Source organism: Pseudarthrobacter sp. NPDC092439, from assembly GCF_044754945.1.
Classification (GTDB): domain Bacteria; phylum Actinomycetota; class Actinomycetes; order Actinomycetales; family Micrococcaceae; genus Arthrobacter.
The window spans coordinates 377,341-403,560 of record NZ_JBIVQB010000001.1; the positions used below are offsets into that span (position 1 = coordinate 377,341).

Genomic DNA, 26,220 nt, shown 5'->3' on the forward strand with positions numbered 1-26,220 from the left:
AGCATGGAAACAGCAAACACCGGCCGGTCCCCCGCGTCCCGTTACTTCAGCCCCGGCCTGGCGGCGCGCACCACCGCAGCCACGGTGGACCTTGAGGATGCCACCGTGGCGTATTGGAGATACGAACCGGAACGGGCCGCACCGGACACCCGCACAATCCTGGTGATCCACGGCTTCCGCGGGGATCACCACGGGCTCCTCCGGGTGGCCGACCTGCTGCCGGATACACGCATCATCATGCCGGACCTGCCAGGCTTCGGGGCTTCCACGGCGTTCCGGACGGGCGAGCACTCCGTGGCGGGCTATGGCAGGTTCATCGCTGAATTTCTGGCTGCCCTCGACCTGGGGCCGGACACCGTACTCCTCGGCCACTCGTTCGGTTCCATCGTGGCTGCACACTTCGTGGCCAACCACCCGGGCGCGGTGACGCCCCTCATTCTGGTCAACCCCATTGCGGCACCGGCGCTTGAGGGCCGCAAGGGGATCATGACCCGGCTCGCTGTCCTCTATTACATGCTGGCGGCCCGGCTTCCCAGCGGCCCGGGCCATGCCCTGCTGCGCAGCCCGCTCATTGTCCGCGTGATGAGCGGGGCCATGGCGAAAACCCGGGACAGGGAACTGCGCCGTTTCATCCATGGCCAGCACCGTGCCTACTTCAGCGCCTTCGCAAGCCGCGACAGCCTGCTTGAGTCGTTCCGGGCATCTGTGGGAAGCCACGTGGCGGAAGTGGCCGGCAGCCTGGCCCTGCCCGTGCTGCTCATCGCGGGCGAAAAGGACGAGATAGCCGCCCTGCCTGACCAGCGCCGCCTGGCAGCTCTCCTGCCCGACGCCGAACTGAAGGTGATTCCCGGCGTCGGACATTTGATCCACTACGAAACGCCGGAGCCGGCCGCCCGCCTCATCCGCAGCTTCCTGAAGGACCATCCCGCGTGAAAATCATCATCGATGCACGTTTTACCAGGCTCGGCCACCACGACGGCATCAGCCGCTACGGCGCCAGCCTGATCGCCGCAACCGCCCGCATCGCCGACGTGTCGATGCTCATCTCGGATGTCCGGCAACTGGCGCTCCTGCCCGATGTTCCCTTTACGCTGATCAACAGCCCGTTATCCCCCCGAGAACTCTTCGTGGCACACACCGTCAACAAGCTGGGCGCGGACGTGGTGGTGTGCCCCATGCAGACGATGGGCAGCTGGGGCCGGCGCTACGGACTGGTGCTTACGCTTCACGACCTCATCTACTATGAGCACCCGGCGCCGCCCGGCTTCCTGCCCGCTCCGGTCCGGCTCCTGTGGCGCCTTTACCACAAGGCGTTCTGGCCACAGCGGCTCCTCCTGGACCGGGCGGACACGGTGGCCACGATCAGCCGCACAACCGAGGCTCTGATCGCGAAATACCGCCTTACCCGGCGCCCCGTACGGATCATCAGCAACGCTCCGCAACCGGGGCAGGAACCCCGGGACGCCGCCGCGGGAGCGGAAAAATCGCTGCTGTACATGGGTTCCTTCATGCCATACAAGAACGTCGAGGCAATGGTGGCGGGCATGGCCGGCCTGCCGGACTACACCCTGCACCTGCTCAGCCGGATTACGCCTGCGCGCCGGGCTGAACTCGAGGCGCTGGTCCCGCCGGGCGCTTCGGTGGTGTTCCACAACGGGGTCACGGACGAGGAGTACGACGGGCTGCTGCGCAGGGCCGCGGCGCTGGTGAGCCTCTCCCGTGCGGAGGGTTACGGGCTCCCGTTGGTGGAAGCCATGGCCGTCGGAACCCCGGTGATCGCCAGCGACATTCCTATCTTCCGTGAAGTTGGCGGCGATGCCGCCAGCTACGTGGATCCGGACTCCCCCCGCCAGTTCAGCGATGCGGTGCTGCGCCTGCGGGATCCGGACCGCTGGGAGGCCGCCTCCCGCCGTTCGGTGGCACGCGCCGCCGAATTCAGCTGGGATGAATCCGCCCGGCAGCTGGTGGATGTGGCAGCGGAAATCGTGGCGCGCCGCCGGCGCTAAAGGACGTCGACGCCGTCCAGGCGCAGCTGCACAGGTTCGTCGGTGCGTTTCGCCGCGGCGGCGGCTTTTGCGGCCCGGAGAACGCGGACGACGGCGGCTGCCTGGCCATACGGAAAGAAGAGCAGCGTCCGCACGTCCTCGGCCGGGCGCCGGGATCCGGCGGCACCGTGGAGCAGCGGGGCGGGGCCGGCGGTGCGGAGCGTGATGTCCGCTGCCGCAAGGTCGGCCGCAGCCGCGGCGGTGAAATGTTCGACGGCGGTCCGTGGTCCCGTGACTGCGGCAACGCGGACAGCGGGGGGGAGCTGGAGGTCAGCCCGCAGGGCGAGCTCGCGCGCTGCGTAGCCTGCGGGATCCCAGCGAAGCAGCGCCCCGACTGCGGCCGTTTCCGCTGCGGTGACCACCACGAGGCCGCCCTCCGCCGCCGGACGGACCAAGGCAGCAGCGTTAAACCAACGCCGCACGGTGTCCTCGCCGGCGCGCAGGTTCTCCCGCCGCAGGAGTGAGTCCCCGTCCAGCAGCAGCGCCGCGGCGTAGCCGCCGTCGGCCACAGGTTCTGCACCGATGGTCGCCACCACGAGGGCCTTCGCCGGGCCGACGGTTGCCTTCACCTGGTCCCCGGAGGACGTGATAACCGTTTTCCCGGGAAAGCCGCGGCCCAGTTCCTCGGCCGTGCGCAGCACCCCGGTGGCGCCTTTCCGCAGCCGGCGGCCCCCACAGTGCGGGCAGGCCCAGTCGGGCGCAGTGGTGGAGCACCAGCGGCATTGGGGCGCCGGCGAGCTGCCGGCGGCGAAGGCCAGCGGCCCCTGGCAGGACTGGCAGCGCGCAGGTTCGCGGCAGGTTTCGCAGGCCAGGGACGGCAGGTAGCCGGCACGGGCCACCTGGACAAGGACCGGGCCGCGCTGCAGGCCCTCCCGGGCTGCCCGCCAGGCGGCACCGGGCAGCCGCGCGATCCTGGCGAGGGGGTCGCGTTCCTGCTCGAAGCTGTCTGCCGTGTTCAGCAAACGCGGCACGGAGCGCCGCACCTCCGGCCGGTCGGCCTCGACGGGAAGTGCCCAACCGGACTCCACGAGCCTCTGGACCTCCGTGCTCCGGGAGTGCCCGGCCAGGAGGCATGCTGCGTTTTCCTGCCCGGCCCGCAGCAGGAGGACCTCCCGGGTGTGGGCATAGGGGGCGCGCTGTTCAAGGTGGAGGTCGTCGCCGTCGTCCCAACAGGCCACCATGCCCAGGTTCCGTACCGGCGCGTACGCCGCGGAGCGGGTACCGATCACGACGCTCGCCGTCCCGGCCAGGACGCGGAGGAAGTTGCGGTATCGGGGGGTGGGCCCGTCCTCGGCCGTCAGCCGGGCGACGGCACCGGCGGGGACCAGCTCCGCCAGCGCCGCTTCCAGCCTTCCCAGGTCGCGCTGGTCCGGCACCACCACGATGGCGCCGCGACCGGACGCATGGACTGCGGCGACGGCGGCGGCGAGAAGGTGCGGCCAGCCCGCGGGACCAAACCCCTGGAGCGGGTTGACGACGGCGCGCGGGCACCCGCCGTCGGCCAGGTGCCGGAGGAAGGCGGGACCGTTGCGGTAGGCGGACCAGGCGGCAGGCGCGGCCGGGCGCGCTACCGCCGAACCGGGCGTCTCTTGCGGAGGCGGCGCCTGCCCGGCCGCTGCCAGGTAGTCCTTGTCCACACTCGCCACCCGTGGGGGCACTGCCACACGCAGGACGTCGCTGACGGTGCCCGCGTAGCGGGCGGCCACAGTCAGGGCAAGATCCCGCACGGCAGGCGTCAGGACCGGAACCGCGGACACCACTTTGGCCAACGGCAGCAGGGTGTGGCCCGCGTCCGATTCGGCAACGCGTTCCAGGAGGTACCCGCCGAGGTCCTGGCCGCTGAATTTGACCTTCACCCGCACCCCCGGCTGCGCGGCGGCGTCCAGCTCCACCGGCACGGCGTAGTCGAAGGGACGGTCCAGGTGGGGCAGCGGAGAGTCCACCAGCACGCGGGCCACCGGCAGGTGCGGCGCCGGAGTCATGCCCGCCGGCAGGGTACGGGCCGGAAATCCCTGCAGGAGGGACGGCTGGAGGGATTGTTCAGCGGACACCCGGATGCCTCCCTTCAGTGCTGGGGTGCTGCGGTGCAGCTCGAATCAGGCGTTGAAGTAGGCCTTCAGCTCATCCACGCGGTCCAGCCGCTCCCAGGTGAAGTCCGGTTCGTCCCGGCCGAAGTGCCCGTGTGCCGCCGTCTTGGCGTAGATGGGGCGCTTCAGGTCCAGGGCGTCGATGATGGCGCGCGGCCGGAGGTCGAAGATCTCCGCGATCGCCGCGCTGATGCGGGCCGGATCCACCGTCTCGGTGCCGAACGTCTCCACATACGTGCCCACCGGGCGCGCCTGGCCGATGGCGTAGGCGATCTGGATTTCGGCGCGCTTGGCCAGGCCGGCAGCCACGACGTTCTTGGCAACCCAACGCATCGCGTAGGCGGCAGAGCGGTCCACCTTGGACGGGTCCTTGCCGGAGAACGCGCCGCCGCCGTGGCGGGCCATGCCGCCATAGGTGTCCACGATGATCTTGCGGCCGGTCAGGCCGGCATCGCCAACCGGGCCACCGATGACGAACTCACCCGCGGGGTTGAGGATGTTCCGGACCCGCGAGATGTCCAGGTTGGCACCGGCCAGGACCGGGTTGATGACGACGGCGGCAAGGTCAGCGCGCAACTGTTCCAGGCTGGCGCCCTCGGCGTGCTGGCTGGAGATCACCACCGTTTCCACCGAGACGGGCACGTCCCCGTCGTACCCGACGGTGACCTGCGTCTTGCCGTCCGGGCGGAGGTATGGCAGCTCCCCGCTCTTGCGGACCTCCGTGAGGCGCTCGGACAGGCGGTGCGCCAACCAGATGGGAGTGGGCATGTAGGACGGCGTCTCGTCGCTGGCATAGCCGAACATGAGGCCCTGGTCCCCGGCGCCCTGGAGGTCGTAGTCGTCCTCCTGGCGGCCCTCGCGCGCCTCGAGGGAGTTGAACACTCCCCCGGCGATGTCATTGGACTGCTGGCCGATGGAGACCGAGACACCGCAGCGGGCACCGTCGAAGCCGTTGGCGGATGAGTCGTAGCCGATGCCCAGGATGGTCTCGCGCACAATCTGCGGGATCTCCACATAGGCGTCGGTGGTGACCTCGCCGGCCACATGGACCAGACCGGTGGTGGCCATGGTTTCCACCGCCACGCGGGACTCGGGATCCGCGGCCAGAAGGGCGTCCAGGATGGCGTCACTGATCTGGTCGCAGATCTTGTCCGGGTGGCCTTCGGTCACGGACTCTGACGTAAAGAGCCGGAGCGCGGAGGGCATGGCCGCGTGGGACGGGGGAAGATGCAGCGGTAAAGTCACTCAACTACCTTACTGGTTGGGGTCCCTGCCCCGTCGGGAGACGTCGGCAGATGTCGCAGTTCGAAGCAAACGTGGGCCGGATCACGTCAGGGGCGGGGTGAGACCCGCTCCAGTTCAAGGCCGATCCGGGCCACGACAGCGGCGGCAACTTCGGTCTTGGTGCCGGCCGCCTCCTGTGGTTCGGCACCGGAGCGCGCCAGGATGACCACGGAATTGGTGTCCTGGCCGAAAACCCTGTCCGTGCCCACATGGTTGACCACCAGGAGGTCGCAGCCCTTGCGCTGGAGCTTGGCCTCTGCGTGGGCAAGGACGCCGCCCTCGTCGTCTCCCGTTTCCGCGGCGAAGCCAACAATGAGCTGGCGTCCCGCGTCCCCCGACGCATTCCGGCGTTCCACGAGTTCGTGGAGGATGTCCGGATTCCGCACCAGGGCGATCACGGGGTCAGCGGTGCCGTCGCGTTTCTTGATCTTGGTGTCCGACACCTCTGCCGGACGGAAGTCCGCCACGGCGGCGGACATGATGAAGACGTCGCAACCCGCCGCGGCGTCCAGCGCGGCTTCACGCAGTTGCAGCGCAGTATCCACCCTGACCACTTCCACGCCGGGAGGCGGCGGTACATCCATGTGCGCAGCGAGCAGCCGCACACTGGCACCGGCGTTGCGGGCAGCCACGGCGAGGGCGACGCCCTGCTTGCCGGAGGAACGGTTGCCCAGGAACCGCACGGGGTCGAGGGGCTCCCGGGTGCCGCCGGCACTGATGGTAACGGTGCGTCCGGCCAGCGGCAGCTGATAGTCGGAGCGGCCCTGGACCAATGCCATGGCCGCATCGAAGATGGCTTCCGGTTCGGGCAGCCGGCCGGGGCCTGAGTCCGCCCCCGTGAGCCTTCCTGTGGCGGGCTCAAGGACGGCCGCGCCGCGCGAGCGGAGGGTTTCCACGTTGGCCCGGGTTGCCGGGTGCTGCCACATCTCGGTGTGCATGGCCGGAGCGAACAGGACGGGCCCGCCGGCCATGAGCAGCGTGTTGGTCAACAGGTCGCCTGCCAGGCCGGCCGCAGCCTTGGCCAGGAGGTCCGCCGTGGCCGGTGCAATGACCACCAGGTCCGCCTCCTGGCCCAGCCGGACGTGGTTGACCTGGTGGACGCCGTCGAACACGCTGTTGCTGACCGGGTTCCCCGAGAGGGCCTCCCAGGTAGCGGTGCCGACGAAGCGGGTGGCCGCTTCGGTGGGGATCACCGTAACGTCATGACCGGCTTCAGTAAAAAGCCGGAGGAGCGATGCCACCTTGTAGGCGGCAATCCCTCCCCCGACCCCGAGGACTATGCGCACGTGACCTCCGTCAGGAGCGGATCAGCCTGGGCAGATTACTCTGCGGCTTCGATCGGCGTGGAAACGAGCTTGCCTTCGTTAATCTCTCGCAGTGCGATGGACAGCGACTTCTCGTTGAGCTTGGTGTCGACCAGCGGGCCAACGTACTCGAAGAGGCCCTCGTGCAGCTGGGCGTAGTAAGCGTTGATCTGACGAGCACGCTTGGCACCGAAGATCACCAGGCCGTACTTGGAATCGGCTGCTTCAAGCAGCGAATCGATCGGCGGGTTGATGATGCCTTCAAGGTTCGTGGACACGAATTCTCCAAATTCCTAGCGGGCTGATGCGGTCCGGCGGTCAGCGCGGGTGCGGGGTCAGCCCCATGAGTGAAACAAGCTCGTCCGCTGCCCGGCGGACATCGTCATTAATGACGGTGTGGTCAAACTCCGGTTCAGCAGCAAGTTCCAGTTTAGCGGTTTCCAGCCTGCGCTGCTGTTCCTCGGGGGTTTCCGTGCCGCGGCCCACCAGCCGGCGCACCATTTCGTCCCAGCTGGGCGGGGCCAGGAAGACAAACTGGGCGTCCGGAACAGCGGCCTTGACCTGACGGGCACCCTGCAGGTCGATCTCCAGCAGGACCGAGCGTCCGTCCGCGATGGCCTGCTTCACTGTGCTTCGGAGCGTGCCGTAGGTGTTCTGGCCGTGAACCACTGCCCACTCCAGGAGCTCGCCTTCAGCGACCAGGCGTTCAAACTCTTCCCGGGTCTTGAAAAAGTAGTGCACGCCGTCCACTTCTCCGGGCCGGGGAGCCCGCGTAGTGGCGGATACGGAAAGCCAGACTTCGGGGTAGTTGTCCCGGATGTAGGTGGAAACGGTGCCTTTGCCGACAGCCGTGGGACCAGCGAGGACTGTCAGTCCGGGTTTCTTGCTCACGTATTCCTTTAGTGGAGGGGGTTACGGGGGTGGGTGAAGCTGCGACGGAGACGATAGCCGCCTATTTCTCGTCTATAAAATCTACCAGCGCCTGCCGCTGGTGCACGCCGAGGCCGCGGACCCGCCGGGATGCGGCAATGCCAAGCTGCTCCATGATGGCCGCCGCGCGCACCTTGCCGATGCCCGGCAGCGCCTCAAGGAGTTCCACGACGCGCATCCGTGCCAGGGCGTCGTCCCCGGATGCGGCGCTGATGATATCCGCCGCGGACCGCTTGCCATTCTTGAGGCTTTCCTTCGCGGCTGCACGGGCGGCCCTGGCGGCAGCCGCTTTGTTGAGGGCATCAGCCCGTTCCGACGCGGACAACGGTCTCAGGACCATGGCAGGCACCCCCGGACTTTGGCGGATTTCGTCCAAGGGCGGCCGCCCATGGACCTGTCCTGAAACTACCCCCTGCCGCAGCATGAAGCAATGCACCATGCAAACCCGATGGGCTAGGCGGCCAGGAGCCCCTCGAGCGTGCGGGCAGCCGCCGAGCGGAGGGCAGCCGGATCCGGACCGGCCGAGAGGATGTCGCGGCTGGACGTGCCAAGCACCAGCGGATACGCGCTGCCAAAGGTGGCCCGCAGGTCGGCCGGGGTGGCCCCCTGGGCGCCCAGGCCGGGGGCAAGTACGGGACCCCGGACGGACGCGAGATCCAGGCCAAGGTCTCCCAGGGCCTGTCCCACCGTTGCGCCGACCACCAGGCCCACGGACCCCATGGCTCCCTCGTAGCGGGAGTTCTCGTGCGCGGCTGCCGTGGCGACCCGCCGTGCCACCGAATCGGCACCGCCGGCGTGCTGTACGGACGCTCCTTCCGGATTGGAGGTCAGCGCCAGGACGAAAACTCCCCGGCCGGTGGCTGCAGCAAGGTCCAGGGCCGGACGCAGCGATTCAAATCCCAGGTACGGGCTGAGGGTGACCGAGTCTGCTGCCAGAGGGGACCCGTCGCGCAGCCAGGCATCCGCGTAGGCGGCCATGGTGGAGCCGATATCGCCGCGTTTGGCGTCGGCGATGGTGAGAACCCCTGCTTCGGCCGCGGCGGCGAGGAGTTCCTCGAGGACGGCAATGCCGGCAGAGCCGTGCCGCTCGTAAAGCGCCACCTGGGGCTTGACCGCGGCAGCGAGGGACGCCACCGACTCGACAACGGTATGGGAGAAGCGGCGCAGCCCGTCGACGTCGTCCGCCAGGCCCCAGGCTGCCAGCAGCGAAGGGTGCGGGTCGATGCCCACGCACAACGGGCCGCGGGCAGCCATGGCCGCACCGAGCCGGGTGCCAAACGGCTCCCGGCCCGGCGCGGAGGCGAATGCTGCCTGCTCAGGCATGCTGCAGCGCCGCCTTCTTTGACTCGTCCAGCGCGGCAGCGTGCTCCTGCAGGCTGGTGACGGACCATTCGTAGGTGCGCATGGCCTCGATGGCCTGGACTGCCGCGTTGAACTCGGCCACCGTGGTGATGCAGGGAATGCCGATGGATGTGGCTGCCGCACGCAGTTCGTAGCCGTCGCTGCGGGCCTCGCCGCCGGAGGGCGTGTTGAACACCATGTCGATCTCGCCGGCGACAACGAGGTCGGCGATGGTGCCTTCGCCTTCGGCGCTGCTGCCTTCTGCCACTTTTCGGACCGGCGTCGCCTGGATTCCGTTGCGGCGCAGCACGTCTGCGGTGCCGCCGGTGGAGACGATCTCGAAGCCGAGGTCGGAGAGCCGCTTGACGCCCATGATCACCGAGCGCTTGTCGCGGTTGGCCACGGAGACAAAGATCTTTCCCTCGGTGGGAAGTGCGTTGTTCGCCGCCGCCTGGCTCTTGGCGAACGCGGTGTCGAAGTGCTTGTCGATGCCCATGACTTCGCCGGTGGAGCGCATCTCGGGGCCGAGGAGGCTGTCCACCACCTTGCCTTCGAGGGTGCGGAACCGGCTGAACGGCAGCACTGCTTCCTTGACGGAAACCGGCGAATCCAGCGGCAGCGTGGAGCCGTCACCGGTTTCCGGCAGCATCTTGTAGGCGCTGCGAAGCTGGCCGATGGTCACACCGGTACCGATCAGGGCCGCCGCCTTGGCCATCTGCACGCCGGTGGCCTTGGATACGAACGGCACCGTACGGGAAGCGCGCGGATTGGCTTCCAGGACGTAGAGCACGTCGGAGGCCAGCGCGAACTGGATGTTGATGAGGCCGCGAACTCCTACGCCCTCGGCGATGGCGCGCGTTGCGGTGCGTACCCGTTCCAGGACGTTGGCGCCCAGGGTGATGGGCGGCAGGACGCAGGCAGAGTCGCCGGAGTGGATGCCGGCCTCCTCGATGTGTTCCATGATGCCGCCCAGGTACATGTCCTTGCCGTCGAAGAGGGCGTCGACGTCGATTTCGACGGCGTCTTCGAGGAACCGGTCGATCAGCACCGGGTGGTCCGGGGTGATTTCGGTGGCGTTGGCGATGTAGCGGGACAGGTTGGGTTCGTCGTAGACGATTTCCATGCCGCGGCCGCCGAGGACGTAGGACGGGCGGACCAGGACGGGGTAGCCGATTTCGTCGGCGATCTTCTTGGCGTCCTCGAAGGACACGGCGGTGCCGTTCTTCGGGGAAACCAGCCCGGCCTTGTCCAGGACCCGGGAGAACATTCCGCGGTGCTCGGCGAGGTCGATGGCCTCCGGGGAGGTGCCAAGGATGGGGACTCCGGCGTCGGCCAGCTGCTGGGCCAGCTTGAGCGGGGTCTGGCCGCCGAGCTGGACGAATACACCCATGACGCCGCCGGTGCGTTCCTCGGCCGCGATGACCTCCAGGACGTCCTCGAGCGTCAGCGGCTCAAAGTACAGGCGCGTGGAGATGTCGTAGTCGGTTGAGACGGTTTCCGGGTTGCAGTTGACCATGACAGTCTCGTAGCCGGCCTTGCGCAGTGCCATGGACGCGTGGACGCAGGAGTAGTCGAACTCGATGCCCTGGCCGATGCGGTTGGGCCCGGAGCCGAGAATCAGGATCGACGGCTTGGCGTGCAGCGCCACCTCGTCCTCTTCGTCGTACGCCGAGTAGTGGTAGGGGGTGTACGCGGCGAACTCAGCCGCGCACGTGTCCACGGTCTTGTAGACGGGGCGGATGCCCAGGGCCTGGCGCACTCCGCGGACTACGGCCTCGGAGTTGTGGGTCAGGGAGCCGATCTGCTCGTCGGAGAAGCCGTGGCGCTTGGCCCGCTTGAGCATGTCAGCCGTCAGCGCGCCGGCCTGGCGGATTTCCCGGGAGATCTCGTTGAGGAGCTGGAGCTGGTCGAGGAACCAGGGGTCGATCTTGGTGGCTTCGAAGAGCTGTTCAACGGTGGCGCCGCCCAGGAGGGCGCGCTGGACCTGGTGCAGCCGGTCCGTCGTCGGGCGCTTCGCCTTTTCGATGAGCTCAGCGACTTCCCATTCGGGTACGGAGCTGAAGTCCAGCTGGGAGCCCTTCTGCTCCAGGGAACGCAGGGCTTTCTGCAGGGCCTCCGTGAAGTTGCGGCCCATGGCCATGGCTTCGCCCACGGACTTCATGGTGGTGGTGAGGGTGTTGTCCGCGGCGGGGAACTTCTCGAAGGCGAACCGCGGCACCTTGACCACAACGTAGTCCAGGGTCGGTTCGAACGACGCGGGGGTCTTCTGCGTGATGTCGTTGGGGATCTCATCCAGGGTGTAGCCCAGCGAGAGCTTGGTGGCGATCTTGGCGATGGCGAAGCCTGTCGCCTTCGACGCCAGCGCCGACGAACGGGACACGCGGGGGTTCATTTCGATGACCACCACGCGGCCGGTGGCGGGGTCGATGGCGAACTGGATGTTGCAGCCGCCGGTGTCCACGCCCACTTCGCGGATGACGGCGATGGAGATGTCGCGCAGGCGCTGGTACTCGCGGTCGGTGAGGGTGAGGGCCGGCGCCACGGTGATCGAGTCACCGGTGTGGACGCCCACGGGATCGAAGTTCTCGATGGAGCAGACCACCACGACGTTGTCGTTCTTGTCGCGCATCATCTCGAGCTCGTATTCCTTCCAGCCGAGGATGCTCTCTTCGAGCAGCACCTCGCTGGTGGGGCTGTACTGCAGGCCCTGGCCCACGATGCGGCGGAGGTCGTCCTCGTTGTAGGCGAGGCCCGAGCCCAGGCCGCCCATGGTGAACGAAGGGCGGACCACCATCGGATAGCCGAGGTCGTCGGCTGCCTTCAGCGCCTCATCCATGCTGTGGATGATGTGGCTGCGGGCGGATTCGGCGCCGCAGCGCTCCACCACGCCCTTGAACTTCTCGCGGTCCTCGCCGAGCTCGATGGCTGCAATGTTGGCACCGATGAGCTCCACGTTGTACTTCTCAAGCACACCGTTCTTGTCCAGCGCGATGGCCGTGTTCAGCGCGGTCTGTCCGCCCAGGGTGGGCAGGACGGCGTCGGGACGTTCCTTGGCGATGATCTTCTCCACCACCTCGGGGGTGATGGGTTCGATGTAGGTGGCATCGGCAAACTCGGGGTCCGTCATGATGGTGGCCGGGTTGGAGTTCACCAGGATGACGCGCAGGCCTTCATCCTTCAGGACGCGCAGCGCCTGGGTGCCGGAGTAGTCGAACTCGGCGGCCTGGCCGATGACGATCGGGCCGGAACCAATGACGAGGACGCTCTTGAGATCTGTACGTTTCGGCATTACTTCTTGTCCTCAGTCTGGTTGTCGTTCTGGTCGGCGCCCGGGTTTTCCGCCTCGGCGGGGTGCTTCGCGTCCACGGGCTCCTTGGAAAGGTTTGCGGTGCGCCCGTCCCGGGTGCCCTCCATGAGTTCGATGAAGCGGTCGAACAGGTAGGCGGCGTCGTGGGGTCCGGCGGCGGCTTCCGGGTGGTACTGGACCGAGAAGGCCGGGATGTCCAGGCACGCGAGGCCCTCAACGACGTCGTCATTGAGGCTCACGTGGCTGACCTCGACGCGCCCGTAACGTTGTTCGGGCGCACGGGTGGCACCGTCCAGCGGCGCGTCCACGGCGAAGCCATGGTTCTGGGAGGTGATCTCCACCTTGCCGGTACGGCGGTCCATCACGGGCTGGTTGATCCCGCGGTGGCCGTAGCGCAGCTTGTATGTGCCGAACCCGAGCGCGCGGCCCAGGATCTGGTTGCCGAAGCAGATGCCGAAGTAGGGAATCTTCTCATCCAGCACCGAGCGCAGCAGGCTGACCTGGGTGTCCGCGGTGGCAGGGTCCCCGGGTCCGTTGGACATGAAGAAACCGTCCGGGTTGACGGCTTTGACGTCATCCAGGGTGGCGGTTGCCGGCAGGACGTGGACCCGGACGCCGCGCTCGGCGAAACGGACGGGCGTCATGGCCTTGATGCCGAGGTCGATGGCGGCGATGCTGAACCGCGGTTCGCCTTCCCAGCCGTGGTCCTTGGGTTCCACGACGTAAGCTTCGTCGACGCTGACTTCCTCGGCCAACCGGGCGCCCTCCATCGGGGCGCTGGCCAGGACGGCCTCCACCAGCTCCTTGTCCGTGGCCAGTGCAGCTTCCCCGGAGAAGATCCCGGCGCGCATGGTCTTGTGCTCCCGCAGGTGGCGGGTGATCGCGCGGGTGTCCACGCCCTGGACACCTACGACTCCCTGGGCCACGAGTTCCTCGTCGAGTGAACGCTCGGAGCGCCAGTTGGACGGGCGGCGGGCGGCGTCGCGGACGACGTAGCCGGCCACCCAGATACGCCGGGATTCGGCGTCCTCGCTGTTGACACCGGTGTTGCCGATGTGCGGGGCGGTCTGGACCACCAGCTGGCGGGCGTAGGAGGGGTCGGTGATGGTTTCCTGGTAGCCGGTCATGCCGGTGGCGAAAACCGCTTCGCCCAGCGCGGTGCCGGTGGCGCCGTAGCTGGTTCCGCGGAAAATGCGTCCGTCTTCCAGGACCAGCGCTGCGGGAGCGGAGGTGGGTGCTGTCACTGAGTTCGCTTTCACTGTCTTACTTTCCACTGTTGGCGTCAGCCGCCGGGGTTGAAGAGATCAAGTTCCGGAGTGCCGTCAGCAGCACGTCCTTGTCCGCAGCCCGGCGGGTGCGGAAGCCCGTATCCAGCTCGTGCCGGCCGTGCAGCCAGGCAAGCACCAGCAGTCCGTCCGTTTCCACGAACTTACCGGCCATGCCGCTTTCCTGGCGAACGTCCGTCAACGCTGCTGCGGGGATGTACAGGGCGGGCGCGCCTGCGCGGTCGAAAATTACGCCGTGCGGGTAGATGGCCAGCGTGGCATTGGTGCGGATGCCCAGGCCATGGACCGCGACCCGGTCGAGCCAGTCGCCGCCGGTGGTGGTAGCGACGTACTGGCCCTCCGCTGCGGCGACCGGTTCCCCGGGCGCGCCGGGCACCTGGGGGAGGCTGTCGACATCGGCCTGGCGCCTGAGGCGGTTGCGCCACCCTGCGCGGATCATCAGCAGCGCGGCGGCGATCAGCACCAGGGTGATGACCGCCGTGAGGAGTTTGGTGTCCATCAGGCTGCACCCGCCGGAGTGTCCGGCGACAGGACGCAGGGGGAGTTCAGCTCGCCGTCCAGCACGGTGGGGTGGCCCCGGTAGAAGGTGGCCAGCACCTTGCCGGGCAGTTCCCTGCCCTTGAACGGGGAGTTCCGGCCCTTGGTGGCCATCCGGGACGGGTCCACGGTCCAGCGGGCGGCCGGATCCACGAGGATGAGGTTGGCGGGTTCGCCCGCAGCCAGCGGCCTGCCCTGGTCCGTGAGCCGGCCGATACGGGCCGGCGCGGTGGAGGTGACGCGGGCGAAGTCCGCCCATGTCATCAGGCCGGTCTCGATCATGGTGTGCTGCACCACGGACAGTGCGGTTTCCAGGCCGGTCATGCCCATGGCCGCCTGCGCCCACTCGCATTCCTTGTGCTCGCTGGGGTGCGGCGCGTGGTCGGTTCCCACGACATCGATGGTGCCGTCGGCGAGGCCGGCGCGCAGGGCCTGGACGTCGGCGTCGGTGCGCAGGGGCGGATTGACCTTGTAGACGGGGTCGTAGCTGCGGACCAAGTCGTCCGTCAGGAGCAGGTGGTGGGGAGTCACTTCCGCGGTGACGTTGATCTCCCGGGCCTTGGCCCAACGGATAATCTCCACCGACCCGGCCGTGGACACGTGGCAGACATGCAGGCGCGAACCCACGTGTTGGGCCAGCAGCACGTCCCGGGCAATGATGCTCTCTTCGGCCACGGCCGGCCACCCGGCCAGGCCCAGGACGGCGGAAACATCGCCTTCGTTCATCTGGGCCCCGGCGGTCAGCCGGGGCTCCTGCGCGTGCTGGGCCACCACGCCGTCGAATGCCTTGACGTATTCCAGTGCCCGACGCATCAGGACGGGATCGTGGACGCAGATGCCGTCATCGGAGAACATCCGGACGCGTGCGCGGGAGTCTGCCATGGCGCCGAGCTCGGCGAGCTGTTCGCCTGCCAGGCCCACGGTTACGGCACCGACCGGGCGTACGTCCACCCAGCCTGCCGCCCGGCCCAGGCTGTAGACCTGCTCCACCACGCCCGCAGTGTCTGCCACGGGGGTGCTGTTGGCCATCGCGTGCACGGCGGTGAACCCACCCAGGGCCGCAGCCCGTGAACCGGTTTCCACGGTCTCGGCGTCCTCGCGGCCAGGCTCGCGGAGGTGGGTGTGGACGTCCACCATGCCGGGCAGCGCCACCAGGCCGTCGGCCTCGATAACGGTGGCACCCTCGGCGGAAAGGCCGGTTCCGGTGGCGGCGATGACGCCGTCCCGGACCAGCAGGTCAGAGGCTTCCCCGCCCAGGATGGCGGCTCCGCGGATCAGGTACGTTCCGGTGTTGGCGGCCATCAGTTGCTCTCCTTGGTGGAATGGGTGCCGGCGTGGGCCAGGGCGGGGGCTGCCGGTGCACGGGTGTCCCCGGACAGCAGAAGGTACAGTGCGGCCATCCGAACAGAGACGCCGTTGCGGACCTGCGCCAGGACCGTGGACCTGGGCGAGTCCGCAGCGGCTGCGCAGATCTCCAGGCCCCGGTTCATAGGGCCGGGGTGCATGATGATGGTGTCCTTCATCCCGAGATTGTCCAGCGCCTGCAGCCTGCCGTCGCCGAAACCCCAGCGGCGCGAGTATTCGCGGGTGGTGGGGAAGAAGGATGCGTTCATGCGTTCGCCCTGGACCCTCAGCATCATGACCGCGTCAGCCCCCTGTGCCAGGGTGTCGTCGAGGTTGTAGCTGACCTTGCAGGGCCATTTTTCGACGCCGATGGGCAGCAGGGTGGGCGGCGCCACCAAGGTGACGTCCGCGCCAAGGGTCCGCAGCAGCCATACGTTGGAGCGGGCCACGCGGGAGTGCAGGACATCCCCCGCGATGACAACGCGCATGCCCTTGAGGTCTGCGCCCTCGGATGCGGTGCCGGACAGTCGGGACCAGTGCCGGCGCATGGTGAAGGCGTCAAGCAGGGCTTGGGTGGGGTGTTCGTGGGTGCCGTCCCCGGCGTTGATCACAGCTGCGTCGATCCAGTCGGTGGCAGCGAGACGGTGCGGTGCGCCGGAGGCCCAGTGCCGGATAACGACGGCGTCCGCGCCCATTGCGGACAGTGTCTGGGCGGTGTCCTTCAGGGATTCCCCCTTGGACACCGAGGACCCTTTGGCGGCGAAGTTGATGACGTCCGCGGACAGTCGCTTGGCTGCGGCCTCAAACGAGATGCGGGTGCGCGTGGAGTCCTCGAAGAAGAGGTTTACCACGGTCCGGCCACGCAGCGCGGGGAGCTTCTTGACTTCCCGCTCCCCTACCGCGGACATCTCTTCGGCGGTGTCGAGGATGCGGACGGCGTTGGCCAGGCTGAGGTCCTCAGTGGACAGCAAGTGCCTCATGGCCGTCCCTCGATTACAACCTCATTGACCGCGGCGGCACCGGCAGGAGTATCGGTTTCTTCGAGCCGGACCCGGACTTTCTCGGCCGAGGACGTGGGCAGGTTCTTGCCTACGTGGTCCGCCCGGATGGGGAGTTCGCGGTGGCCGCGGTCGATCAGGACGGCAAGGCGCACGATACGCGGGCGACCCAGGTCCACGAGGGCGTCCAGGGCGGCGCGGATTGTTCGGCCGGAGTACAGGACGTCGTCGATGAGGACCACTACTTTGTTGTCGATCCCCGTCCGCGGCAGCTTGGTGGGATAAGGGGGCCGGGTACCCTGGCGGGACAGGTCGTCCCGGAACATGGTGACGTCAAGCTGCCCCACAATTGCTGCGGCGTCCACGGAAGGATCGGCGGCTGCGATCTTGTGCGCCAGCCGGAGTGCCAGCGGGTAGCCGCGGCGCGGGATGCCCAACAGGACCAGGTCCTTGGACCCTTTATTGGCTTCAAGGATCTCATGGGCGATACGAGTGAGTGCCCGGTCGATATCGGCCTGGTTGAGGACAACCCTGGCCGGACCCGGCGCGCTGGTGACAGAAGTCAACGCTCGTCTCCCCTTTCCCCGCCTCACGGGACGGAATTAAAAAAGGATCATGTGCGTTCCAAAATTACCATAGGCACCACCCGCCGGCGTTCCGGCCGGGCGCGGTGCTGGTCACACTTTCCGCTCCCCGCCTGCCGGGACGCCCCGCTAGGCTTTCGGTATGCCGACATCTTCCCGCCTGCCTCGAGACGCCAATCCCAGCTGGATGGGACACATCCGGCCACAGGATTACCGTCCCGCGCCCGGGCATTATGGTCCGTCGGTGCAGGGATCGGCGCCTTTTGGCGGACCGCCTGCTTGGTCTGGCGGTCCCGGACCGGCAGCCCCGCGGCGCCGCGCCGGCCTGGGCTCCCTCACCCTCGCCGTCACCGGCCTGGCATTCGCCAGCCTTTTCCTGGTGGTGCCGTTCCTCGTGGCCAGCACCGGACCGGCCGGGTTCGTCGGGGGGTTCATCGCCTCCCTGTTTCCCTTGGGCGTGGTGCTGTTCACCGTCCGCGCGATCGACCGCTGGGAGCCCGAACCCAAGCGCCTCCTGTATTTTGCGTTCACGTGGGGTGCGGCGGTGGCAATCGCCGTGACGCTGTTACTGCAGCCACTGTTCCTGGCAGGGGCTGAGTTTTCCAGCGAGGCCGCCATGCGCACCTACCTGGCCACGGTTCAGGCACCCATCGTGGAGGAGACGGCCAAGGGCCTGGGACTGCTGGTCCTCCTGCTTGCAGCGCGCCGGCACTTTGACGGACCCGTGGACGGCATTGTCTTCGCCTTCACCATTGCGGCCGGCTTCGCGTTCACCGAGAACATTCTTTATTTTGGCCGCGCCATCGCCGATCCGGCCGGGTCCGGGGACCTGGCCCAGGTCTTCGTGCTCCGCGGCATCATGTCGCCTTTTGCCCACGCGATCTTCACCGGAACCGCCGGGCTGGTCATGGGCTTCGCCGCCCGCCGCTGGCACACCGGCGCTTCCCTCGCCGCCTTCTTGCTGGGCCTCCTTCCGGCCATGCTCCTGCACAACCGGTGGAACAGCATGGGGCAGAACTTCCTGGCCGAATACGTGCTGGTGCAGGTGCCGATTTTCCTGGCCGCGGTAACCGGTATCGTGGTCCTCCGCATTGCCGAGAAACGGCTCACCCGGCAGCGCCTGCTGGAGTACGCCGCGGCGGGCTGGTTCACCGCGGCCGAGGTGGAACTGCTTGCGACGCCGGCCGGACGGCGCGCGGCGCTGAAATGGGCGGGCGGCCTCGGCAGGAAGCGGCAGATGAAGGAGTTCCTGGCGGCAGTGACCCGGCTGGCAAACATCCGGCAGCGGATCCTCAGCGGGCGGGAAGTGCAGCTCCACCAGGCAGAAGAGCGGCATGAGCTGCAGCGCGTGATGGCACTGAGGGCCGCCGTTGCCGGTTGAACGGAGACAGCAAAGGAGCCGGCCGCCTGGTAGGCGGCCGGCTCCTTTAGCTGGATGGGTCCTGTCAGTGCGCCTTCAGCTACGCGAGCAAGGACGGCTTCAGCTGCTGGAGCCGGCCCAGCAGTCCGTTAATGAACTGCGGTGATTCGTCGGTGGAAAGCGTCTTGGCCAGGGCCACCGCTTCGCTGACGGCCACGCCGTCCGGAACATCGTCGTTGTAGAGCAGTTCCCAGGTACCGATCCGGAGGATGATCCTGTCCACGGAAGGCATCCGTTCAAGGCTCCAGCCCTGCGAATAGGTTTCGAGGAACTCGTCGATGGCGGCCTGCCGGGAGACGACGCCTTCGATGATGTCCACGGTGTACGGGTTGACCACCTGGTCAGTCTTTTCCCGCCGCGCCCGAAGGACGTCGAAGGCCGAGGCCGAACGCTGTTCGGCCTCGAAAAGGACATCAAGAGCCCTGCTACGGGCTTTGCCGCGGGCGCTCACTACTCAGAGACCCGGCCGAGGTAGCTGCCGTCGCGGGTGTCCACCTTGACCTTGGTGTTGTTCTCGATGAACAGCGGAACCTGGATCTCGTAGCCGGTCTCCAGCGTTGCGGGCTTGGTGCCGGCGGACGAGCGGTCGCCCTGGAGGCCCGGCTCGGTGTAGGTGATTTCGAGGACAACGCTCGGCGGCAGTTCGATGTAGAGCGGGTTGCCCTCGTGGATGGCGATGTTGACCATCTGGTTTTCGAGCATGAAGTTGGTGGCGTCGCCAACCGTGGCTCCGGAGACGGTGATCTGGTCGTAGTCCGAAGTGTCCATGAACACGAAGTCGGCGCCGTCCTGGTACAGGTACTGGTAGTCGCGGCGGTCAACCGTGGCGGTCTCGATCTTGAGGCCGGCGTTGAAGGTCTTGTCCACAACCTTGCCGGACATCACGTTCCGCATCTTGGTACGGACGAATGCACCGCCCTTGCCCGGCTTCACGTGCTGGAATTCGATGACGTTCCAGAGCTGGCCCTCGAGCTTCAGGACCGTTCCGTTCTTGATGTCGTTAGTGGTTGCCACTGGTTTCCTCTGGTTTCTGTTCCTGGCCACGTGGTCAGGCGTTGTATGCCGGCCGGCTGGGCCGACGGCCTGCCAGCGCGTGTTTGTCAAAAATCGCGGGTCTGCAAAAATCCAAGAACCATTCTACCGGTAAATCGCTCCGGCCTCCTGATCGGGGCCCGGGCAGCCCGTCGGGACCGGACGTCGGGAAGTTTTCAGCAGGCCAGGTCCAACACATCCCGGGCACGCTGCAGCGCCACCGTGGAGGAGTAGATTTGTGCGGCGTCCGCCGACTGCGCCACGCGCAGGTCCAGCGCCCGGGTGAACGAATCGACGGCGGCCGAAACCTGGCCGGCGGCGTACTGGGTCTTACCGAGGAACTGCAGCGCCTGCGCCTCCATCGGGGTGCCCTGGACCTCGGAGAGCAACTGCCGGAAGAGCTCCACGGCGTGGTCCAGGCGCTTGGAGACCAGGAGCACCTCGGCTTCGAAGGCACGCAGCCGGAACGACTCGGGATCGGCGAACCGGGCTTCCGCCAGAAGCTCAGCCGCTTCAGCTGCCTGGCCCTGAACCAGCAGCACGAAAATCCGGTCGGCAGGATCCGTGGAGGCTTCCAGCGCCGCCTGGCATGCTTCGGCGTTCACGATCTGCGGCAGGAGTGTCTCCGGGTTGACCCGGATGCCCGGGAAGCCGGTCTCCGGCCAGTCGCTGGTGCCGGTCATATCGCCCTGCATCAGGAGGCGATTTCCTGGTAGGCGGCAAAGAGCAGGGAGGTGTCCGGAACGTCGAGGATGCCCGGCTTTGCGATGCCGTCCAGCACCACGAAGCGCAGGAGGTCCCCGCGGGACTTCTTGTCGCGCCGCATGCCATCCAGCAGGCCCTGCCAGCGGTCCCGCCGGTACGTGACCGGCAGGCCGAGCCCTTCGAGGATGCTCCGGTGCCGGTCTGCGTCGGCATCGCTGAGCCGGCCCACGCTGCGGGCCAGTTCGGCAGCGAACATCATTCCGACGGAAACCGCCGCGCCGTGGCGCCAGGAGTACCGTTCCACCAGTTCGATGGCATGGCCCAGCGTGTGTCCGTAGTTCAGGATTTCCCGCAGCCCGGATTCCTTGAGGTCCTGCGATACCACCACGGCCTTGACGGCGATGGCCCGCTCGATGAGCTCGCGGATGGCCGGAGACTGCGGATCGACGACGGCTGCAGCGTCCTTCTCGACCAGGTCCAGGATGGCCGGATCGGAGATGAAACCGCATTTGATGACCTCTGCCATTCCGGACACGATCTCGTTCCGTGGCAGGGTCTGGAGGGTGTCCAGGTCCGCCAGGACGGCGGCCGGCGGGTGGAAGGCACCCACCAGGTTCTTACCCTCCGCTGTATTGATTCCCGTTTTTCCACCCACGGCAGCGTCCACCATGCCCAGGAGGCTGGTGGGCATGTGGATGACCTTGACGCCGCGCAGCCACGTTGCCGCGACGAATCCGGCGAGATCCGTGACGGCGCCGCCGCCGACGGCCACGATGGCGTCGGAGCGGGTGAAATCGTTCTGTCCCAGGACCTGCCAGCAGAATGCGGCTACCTGGATGTGTTTGCCTTCCTCGGCGTCCGGGATCTCGGCGGTGAGGGAGGTGAAGCCGGCTGCTGCCAGTTCGTCCCGCACGGTGTCCCCGGTGAGCCGCAGTGCCCTGGGATGGATGACCAGCACGCGCCGCACGCGCTCCCCCAGCAACGCCGGAAGGTCACCCAGCAGGCCGCGTCCCACGACGACGTCGTAATTTTCCGCGGCGGAGGCGCCCGTAACTTTGATGACCGTTGACTCGGTACTCACTTTTCAACTTCCTGTTTGGCAGTTGCGAAGTCACGCAGCGCTGCTTCCAGCCGGGCGCCGAGTTCGGCCACCGAGCCGTGCCGGACGTCCAGGGTGATGTCCGCAAGCCGCTCGTAAACGGGCCTGCGGGTGGCGAACATGGCCTGCCAGCGGCCCATGGCATCGCCGGCCAGCAGGGGGCGTCCGGAATTCCTGGCGATGCGCGACGCTACCGTATCGGCATCGCATTCGAGGTACACCACGGTACACCGGCTGATGGTCTGCTGCGTGCCCGAATCGAGCACCGCGCCGCCACCGAGGGAGATCACGGTGCCCTGCCCTTCCGCAGCCTCCACCGCGGCGGCGACAGTCCGCGCCTCGATCTCACGGAACGCATGCTCTCCCCGTCCGGCGAAGATATCGGCAATGGACCCATGCGCGGAGACAATCACCGCGTCCGTGTCCACGAACGGAGCACCCAATTGTTGGGCCAGTTGCTGGCCAAGAGCCGATTTCCCCACGGCCATTGGGCCGATGAGCACGATGGGGCGCCTGCCCGGCCCGGTGACAGCGCCGTCTTTGTTGCGATGGGGCACTACTGGCCGATCGAGTCCAGGGAGGCCGGGATGTTGTCCAGGTAGCCCTTGATGTTCCGTGCAGTCTCCGCAACGGAGTCACCGCCGAACTTCTCCATGACGGCTTCGGCCAGGACCAGCGCAACCATGGCCTCCGCCACGACGCCCGCGGCCGGGACGGCGCAGACGTCCGAGCGCTGGTGGTGCGCCTTGGCTGCTTCGCCGGTACTGACATCAATGGTCTTCAGCGCGCGCGGAACGGTGGCGATGGGCTTCATGGCTGCCCGGACCCGCAGGACGTCACCGATACTCATGCCGCCCTCAATGCCGCCGGCACGGTTGCTGGCGCGGACGATCCGGCCGTCCGTATCACGGACGATTTCATCGTGCGCCGCGGAGCCACGCCGGGCAGCGGTACGGAAGCCGTCGCCGACCTCCACGCCCTTGATGGCCTGGATACCCATGAGGGCGGCGGCCAGCCGGGAGTCCAGGCGCCGGTCCCAGTGGACGTAGCTTCCCAGTCCAGGCGGCAGTCCGTACGCCAGGACCTCCACCACGCCGCCCAGTGTTTCGCCTTCCTTGTGCGCGGCATCCACCTCGGCCACCATGGCGTTGGAGGTGTCGCGGTCAAAGCAGCGCAGCGGGTCGGCGTCCAGCGCCAGGACATCCGATGGAACGGGAAGCGGACGGCCTTCGGGGACCGTGACACTGGCGATGGACACCGTGTGGCTGACCAATTCGATGCCAAGGTGCTTGAGGAACTGCGCCGCTACGGTGCCCATGGCTACACGGGTGGCGGTCTCGCGCGCGCTGGCCCGCTCCAGGACGGGACGGGCCTCGTCAAAGCCGTACTTCTGCATGCCGGTGAAATCTGCGTGCCCCGGACGGGGCCGGGTCAGCGGCGCGTTGCGGGCCTGGTCTGCCAGGGCCCCGGGTTCAACGGGATCCGCAGACATGATCTGCTCCCATTTGGGCCATTCGGTGTTTCCCACCTGAACGGCCACGGGGCCGCCCTGGGTCACGCCGTGGCGCACGCCGCCGAGGATAGTGACCACGTCCTGCTCAAACTTCATGCGTGCGCCGCGGCCGTAGCCCAGCCGGCGCCGGGCCAGTGAGTCGGCGATGTGGCCGCTGGTGATTTCCACCCCGGCGGGGACGCCTTCAATAATTCCCATCAGAGCCGGGCCATGGGATTCACCGGCTGTCAACCAACGCAACATATCTTCCATCCTGCCACGGGGGGCGGTTACAAAGCCCGTCGGGGAAGGCCGACTGAGGCGCACATCACATCTATGACGGCCGCGTTGACATCACCGCCGCGGCGGGTGAAAAGGCGCACCTGTTCCACGGCCTGGTAGAGCAGCATCTCGAGCCCCGGTACCACGGTTCCGCCGGCGGCCTGCCATACGGAGGCGATCAGGCTCGGCCAGGGATCGTAGGCCACGTCCAGGAGGACGCCGGGTGTGCGGGTCTTCAGGGCGGCGATTTCCGACGCGAGTCCGTCCGCCGCCCGTGGCGGCAACGTGGAGATGACGACGTCGGCACCCGCCGCGGGGCGGGCGGCTTCAGTGAGCGGGCGGATATCAACGTTAACGCCCAAGCTGTCGGCAGCTGCACGGACATCCCCGGTCCGGGCGGGATCCCGGACATGGACGCGCACGCTGCCGGCACCCAGCTCCTTCAGCGCGGCCACGGCCGATGCAGCGGTTCCTCCGCCGCCCAGGATCACGGCAGAGGGGGTGTCGCCCGTTCCGGCGTGCCGGAGGGCATTGACAATGCCGGCGACGTCGGTGTTGGAACCGACAGCCCTGGCGGCGTCACCCTCGCCCTCGAAAGTCACCGTGTTCACCACGCCCAGCGTCCGGGCGATGCCGCGGACCTCATCCACGTGGGCCAGCATCGCGGTTTTCAGCGGCATGGTCACCGAGAGGCCCCGCCACCCGGACTGGTGGCGGACCTGCCGCATGAACCCGGGCAGCAGCTCCTCGGTCACGTCGATGGCGGTGTAGGCGATGTCAGCGCCAAGCCGGGCGTACGCTGCCCGGTGCAGTACCGGCGACTTCGAGTGGCCGATGGGATGTCCCAGGACAGCAGCCCGGAGGCTCACGTGCAGCGTCCTTCATTAGCCCGGCACCAGTTGTTGTACTGCTCGACGTACACGTTGTGCTCCGCCAGGGTCTTGGCGAACTTGGTTTCCCCGGTGTCCAGGTTGATGGTGACCCAGTAAAGGAAGTCATTCTTCGTTGGCTTGGCGGCAGCATCTATGGCGGTACGGCCCGGGGAGCCGATGGGGCCCGGCGGAAGGCCGGGGTTTGCGTACGTGTTGTACGGGTTCGACTTATCCTGCCGCTGCTCTTCCGTGAAGTTGAAGCTACGCGTGCCCAGCCCGTAGGTCACGGCGGAGTCCACCTGGAGGTAGCCGTTTGTCTGGTCGTTGGGCTTGAGCCGGTTGTAGATGGCACCGGCCACGTTGCCGTAGTCCGCCTGGCCGCCTTCGGCCTGGACGATGCTGGCTACCGTAACGGCCTGGTACTGCTTGGCGGGGTCGGTGATCCCCTGCGCCACCAGTTCCTCCACGGTGGTATCAACGAGCTTCTGCAGGATCTCCTTGGCCGGGGTACCCAGCGGGAAGCGGTACTCGCCCGGAGCCAGGTAGCCTTCGAGGTTTCTGGCGCCAGCCGGCAGGCCGAACTGGGCCGGCTTGTTGCTGAAGGCCTGCAGGTCCTGGACCGAGATGCCTGATCCTTCGGAGATGGCCTGCAGCGACTCGTCGATGCGGAGGCCCGCGCTCAGCGCGAAGTAGATGACCTTTTCAGAGCCTTCACCGAGGAGCACGTTCACGGCATCAGCGTTCTTCATCTCCATCTTGAAGGTGTAGTCCCCCGGCGAGAGCGTTCCGCCGGAGGCGTTAAAGGCCTGAAGGAAGGTATCAGCGTTGGCGATGACACGTTCGTCCTCGAGCGCGGCGGCCACCGAGCGGGTTCCTTCGCCGTTGGCCACGGTGATCTGCACCTCCCCCGTGCCGGGACCGGGAAAGTCGCTGGGCCGGGAGTCGCCGAGAAGCGGTTTGAGGAACTGTGCGCCCACGGCCACCGCGGTGATGAACACGGCCAGCGTGAGGAAGAGGGCAAGGAAACGGCGGCGGCGCCGCACCTTCTTCGAGGGGCGCGGCGGCGCCGAAACAGCTGCAGGCATCAGGACGTGGTGGAGATCGTCGTGGTGGAGGCCGTCGTGGTGGACGTCGTCGAGGTGGGGATCCCCGTGGTGGGGCTCCACGTGATGAACATCCTCCTGAAGGCGAACGGCGTCATGGTGCGGCTCCTGGCCCTCGTGGAACTCCTGGTACCCGTGGTGGCCTTCGTCATGGTGCGGGCCATTATCGTGGAAGCTGTCCGCATGGCCCGGATCTGAGGCATAGTGCTGACCGGCATAGTGCGGCTCTTCAACCTGCGGCTCTTCAGCATGCTGATCCGCCTGGCGCAGGTCGATTGCCGGGGGCGTGGCCGGAGCCGGCGGCACCGTGGCGGAAGGCTCCTGCGCGGCGGGCGGGGCCACCGGAGCCGGCAGGGCGGCCGCCTCCTCCTGCGGGGCGGCAACCGGTGGCTGGACCGGCTGGGGCGGGATGTCGTGGCCCGTTTCATAGGCCTGCTCGGGCACGGCCCCGTGTTTGCCGGTCTCCAGGCTTTTTTCCCGGGCGCGGAGCTCCTTCCGGGTCAGCGGACGCGCGGATCCCCCGCCCCAGGAGCCGGAAGCGTCGTCGATGTTGGCAGGGCTCACTGTTGCCTTCCATTATCTGAAGATCGGGCCGTATCCACCGGCATATCCGGGACAGACTTGTCCAGTCCGCCGGCTGCCGGTTTAACGGCAGGGGCCGGCACGTTCACGCGTGAACCGACGTCCGCTCCCCTGGCTTTTTGCATGTCGATCGCATGTTGGAGGATACCCGCCGCTGCGACCTGGTCAATTACTTTACGGTGGTCCCTGCTGCTCATGCCAGCCTGATGCAGGTTGCGGTGGGCGGTGACGCTGCTGAGGCGCTCGTCCACCAGGTGTACGGGCACCCCGATGCCACGTGCTGCCAGTTCCGCGGCCAGCAGCCCGGCGTACTCGGTGGCCATCTGGGCCGACGCCCGTTCCTCGCCCTTCAGCGTCCGCGGCAGTCCAACAAAAACCTGGACCACGTCAAGCTCGGCGACGAGGCCCGCAATGATGCGCACGTCCGAATTCTTCCTGGCGTTGCGGTCCAGGGTCTTGTACGGCGTGGCCAGGATCGAGTCGCGGTCGCAGAGCGCCACGCCGACCCGGACAGTGCCCACGTCCACCCCCAGTTTCACACCCTGGGGGTAACCGCCGGCCGTTGCAGCATGGTTCATGATGCGGT

26 protein-coding genes are annotated in these 26,220 nt (G+C 67.5%); 4 read left to right on the forward strand and 22 right to left on the reverse strand.

The genetic code is table 11. The features are described 5' to 3' along the window. Nucleotides 1–3: 3 nt before the first annotated feature. Both ACIQCM_RS01750 and ACIQCM_RS01755 read left to right on the forward strand, forming a co-directional pair. Nucleotides 4–933, forward strand: a complete 930-nt coding sequence (locus ACIQCM_RS01750) for an alpha/beta fold hydrolase (protein ID WP_400603660.1) — start codon at nucleotides 4–6, stop codon at nucleotides 931–933. Next, entirely contained in the window at nucleotides 930–2,006 is a 1,077-nt protein-coding gene (locus ACIQCM_RS01755; RefSeq protein WP_400603658.1) for a glycosyltransferase family 4 protein, read from the forward strand. Before ACIQCM_RS01750 ends, ACIQCM_RS01755 begins: the two co-directional genes overlap by 4 nt. Here the strand turns inward: ACIQCM_RS01755 and ACIQCM_RS01760 are convergent. The 13 genes from ACIQCM_RS01760 to pyrR form a co-directional block, all read right to left on the reverse strand. Beyond that, complete coding sequence (locus tag ACIQCM_RS01760; protein WP_400604285.1) at nucleotides 2,003–4,027, reverse strand: primosomal protein N'; 2,025 nt, start codon at nucleotides 4,025–4,027, stop codon at nucleotides 2,003–2,005. The genes ACIQCM_RS01755 and ACIQCM_RS01760 overlap by 4 nt on opposite strands. Before the next feature lie 114 nt (nucleotides 4,028–4,141). Next, entirely contained in the window at nucleotides 4,142–5,377 is a 1,236-nt protein-coding gene (gene metK, locus ACIQCM_RS01765; RefSeq protein ID WP_400603656.1) for a methionine adenosyltransferase, read from the reverse strand. 86 nt (nucleotides 5,378–5,463) lie between these two features. Continuing rightward, complete coding sequence (gene coaBC, locus ACIQCM_RS01770; protein ID WP_400603654.1) at nucleotides 5,464–6,702, reverse strand: bifunctional phosphopantothenoylcysteine decarboxylase/phosphopantothenate--cysteine ligase CoaBC; 1,239 nt, start codon at nucleotides 6,700–6,702, stop codon at nucleotides 5,464–5,466. 35 nt (nucleotides 6,703–6,737) lie between these two features. After that, the gene (rpoZ, locus tag ACIQCM_RS01775) at nucleotides 6,738–6,998 is read right to left on the reverse strand and encodes a DNA-directed RNA polymerase subunit omega (RefSeq protein ID WP_003800778.1); all 261 of its coding nucleotides are present in this window, start codon (nucleotides 6,996–6,998) and stop codon (nucleotides 6,738–6,740) included. A 40-nt stretch (nucleotides 6,999–7,038) separates the two neighbouring features. Then, nucleotides 7,039–7,611, reverse strand: coding sequence for a guanylate kinase (gmk, locus tag ACIQCM_RS01780; RefSeq protein ID WP_400603652.1), 573 nt, complete (start codon nucleotides 7,609–7,611; stop codon nucleotides 7,039–7,041). A gap of 61 nt (nucleotides 7,612–7,672) precedes the next feature. Further along, nucleotides 7,673–7,990: an integration host factor, actinobacterial type gene (gene mihF, locus ACIQCM_RS01785; protein WP_400603650.1), complete on the reverse strand. Its 318-nt coding sequence runs from the start codon at nucleotides 7,988–7,990 to the stop codon at nucleotides 7,673–7,675. A gap of 113 nt (nucleotides 7,991–8,103) precedes the next feature. After that, nucleotides 8,104–8,973, reverse strand: coding sequence for an orotidine-5'-phosphate decarboxylase (gene pyrF / locus ACIQCM_RS01790; RefSeq protein WP_400603648.1), 870 nt, complete (start codon nucleotides 8,971–8,973; stop codon nucleotides 8,104–8,106). After that, nucleotides 8,966–12,280: a carbamoyl-phosphate synthase large subunit gene (carB, locus tag ACIQCM_RS01795; RefSeq protein WP_400603646.1), complete on the reverse strand. Its 3,315-nt coding sequence runs from the start codon at nucleotides 12,278–12,280 to the stop codon at nucleotides 8,966–8,968. Before carB ends, pyrF begins: the two co-directional genes overlap by 8 nt. Beyond that, nucleotides 12,280–13,542, reverse strand: coding sequence for a glutamine-hydrolyzing carbamoyl-phosphate synthase small subunit (gene carA, locus ACIQCM_RS01800; RefSeq protein ID WP_400603644.1), 1,263 nt, complete (start codon nucleotides 13,540–13,542; stop codon nucleotides 12,280–12,282). The genes carB and carA overlap by 1 nt, the downstream gene beginning before the upstream one ends. Before the next feature lie 19 nt (nucleotides 13,543–13,561). Next, nucleotides 13,562–14,083, reverse strand: coding sequence for a hypothetical protein (locus ACIQCM_RS01805; RefSeq protein WP_400603643.1), 522 nt, complete (start codon nucleotides 14,081–14,083; stop codon nucleotides 13,562–13,564). Then, nucleotides 14,083–15,423, reverse strand: coding sequence for a dihydroorotase (locus tag ACIQCM_RS01810; protein WP_400603641.1), 1,341 nt, complete (start codon nucleotides 15,421–15,423; stop codon nucleotides 14,083–14,085). The genes ACIQCM_RS01805 and ACIQCM_RS01810 overlap by 1 nt, the downstream gene beginning before the upstream one ends. Continuing rightward, nucleotides 15,423–16,445, reverse strand: a complete 1,023-nt coding sequence (locus ACIQCM_RS01815; RefSeq protein ID WP_400603639.1) for an aspartate carbamoyltransferase catalytic subunit — start codon at nucleotides 16,443–16,445, stop codon at nucleotides 15,423–15,425. The genes ACIQCM_RS01810 and ACIQCM_RS01815 overlap by 1 nt, the downstream gene beginning before the upstream one ends. Beyond that, nucleotides 16,442–17,029, reverse strand: coding sequence for a bifunctional pyr operon transcriptional regulator/uracil phosphoribosyltransferase PyrR (pyrR, locus tag ACIQCM_RS01820; protein ID WP_400603637.1), 588 nt, complete (start codon nucleotides 17,027–17,029; stop codon nucleotides 16,442–16,444). Before pyrR ends, ACIQCM_RS01815 begins: the two co-directional genes overlap by 4 nt. A 160-nt stretch (nucleotides 17,030–17,189) precedes the next feature. Here pyrR and ACIQCM_RS01825 point away from each other — a divergent pair, with 160 nt between their 5' ends. Then, nucleotides 17,190–18,428 carry a PrsW family intramembrane metalloprotease gene (locus ACIQCM_RS01825; RefSeq protein ID WP_400603635.1) on the forward strand — a complete coding sequence of 413 codons (1,239 nt, stop codon included), beginning with the start codon at nucleotides 17,190–17,192 and terminating at the stop codon, nucleotides 18,426–18,428. 79 nt (nucleotides 18,429–18,507) lie between these two features. On the opposite strand, the gene nusB is transcribed toward ACIQCM_RS01825, so the two are convergent. The 8 genes from nusB to mltG all read right to left on the reverse strand — a co-directional run bounded on the left by nusB (nucleotide 18,508) and on the right by mltG (nucleotide 25,034). Next, the gene (nusB, locus tag ACIQCM_RS01830; RefSeq protein WP_400603633.1) at nucleotides 18,508–18,918 is read right to left on the reverse strand and encodes a transcription antitermination factor NusB; all 411 of its coding nucleotides are present in this window, start codon (nucleotides 18,916–18,918) and stop codon (nucleotides 18,508–18,510) included. Beyond that, nucleotides 18,918–19,481: an elongation factor P gene (gene efp / locus ACIQCM_RS01835; protein ID WP_377216132.1), complete on the reverse strand. Its 564-nt coding sequence runs from the start codon at nucleotides 19,479–19,481 to the stop codon at nucleotides 18,918–18,920. The genes nusB and efp overlap by 1 nt, the downstream gene beginning before the upstream one ends. Before the next feature lie 194 nt (nucleotides 19,482–19,675). Then, nucleotides 19,676–20,194 (reverse strand): tetratricopeptide repeat protein, encoded by a 519-nt coding sequence (locus tag ACIQCM_RS01840; protein ID WP_400603631.1) that lies wholly within the window; start codon nucleotides 20,192–20,194, stop codon nucleotides 19,676–19,678. Further along, the gene (gene aroB / locus ACIQCM_RS01845; RefSeq protein WP_400603629.1) at nucleotides 20,194–21,285 is read right to left on the reverse strand and encodes a 3-dehydroquinate synthase; all 1,092 of its coding nucleotides are present in this window, start codon (nucleotides 21,283–21,285) and stop codon (nucleotides 20,194–20,196) included. Before aroB ends, ACIQCM_RS01840 begins: the two co-directional genes overlap by 1 nt. After that, on the reverse strand, nucleotides 21,282–21,791 hold the full coding sequence (locus ACIQCM_RS01850) for a shikimate kinase (RefSeq protein ID WP_400604283.1): 510 nt from the start codon (nucleotides 21,789–21,791) through the stop codon (nucleotides 21,282–21,284). Before ACIQCM_RS01850 ends, aroB begins: the two co-directional genes overlap by 4 nt. A gap of 68 nt (nucleotides 21,792–21,859) precedes the next feature. Beyond that, nucleotides 21,860–23,059 (reverse strand): chorismate synthase, encoded by a 1,200-nt coding sequence (gene aroC, locus ACIQCM_RS01855; protein WP_400603627.1) that lies wholly within the window; start codon nucleotides 23,057–23,059, stop codon nucleotides 21,860–21,862. Nucleotides 23,060–23,085: 26 nt separating this feature from the next. Beyond that, nucleotides 23,086–23,946: a shikimate dehydrogenase gene (locus ACIQCM_RS01860; RefSeq protein ID WP_400603625.1), complete on the reverse strand. Its 861-nt coding sequence runs from the start codon at nucleotides 23,944–23,946 to the stop codon at nucleotides 23,086–23,088. Next, on the reverse strand, nucleotides 23,943–25,034 hold the full coding sequence (gene mltG / locus ACIQCM_RS01865; protein ID WP_400603623.1) for an endolytic transglycosylase MltG: 1,092 nt from the start codon (nucleotides 25,032–25,034) through the stop codon (nucleotides 23,943–23,945). The genes ACIQCM_RS01860 and mltG overlap by 4 nt, the downstream gene beginning before the upstream one ends. A 6-nt stretch (nucleotides 25,035–25,040) precedes the next feature. Between mltG and ACIQCM_RS01870 the strand changes: the two genes are divergently transcribed. Then, nucleotides 25,041–25,250 carry a hypothetical protein gene (locus ACIQCM_RS01870; protein ID WP_400603622.1) on the forward strand — a complete coding sequence of 70 codons (210 nt, stop codon included), beginning with the start codon at nucleotides 25,041–25,043 and terminating at the stop codon, nucleotides 25,248–25,250. 362 nt (nucleotides 25,251–25,612) lie between these two features. Here ACIQCM_RS01870 and ruvX read toward each other — a convergent pair whose 3' ends face one another. Beyond that, a complete protein-coding gene (ruvX, locus tag ACIQCM_RS01875) occupies nucleotides 25,613–26,212 on the reverse strand; it encodes a Holliday junction resolvase RuvX (protein WP_400603620.1) in 600 nt (199 codons plus the stop codon). Nucleotides 26,213–26,220 lie beyond the last annotated feature (8 nt).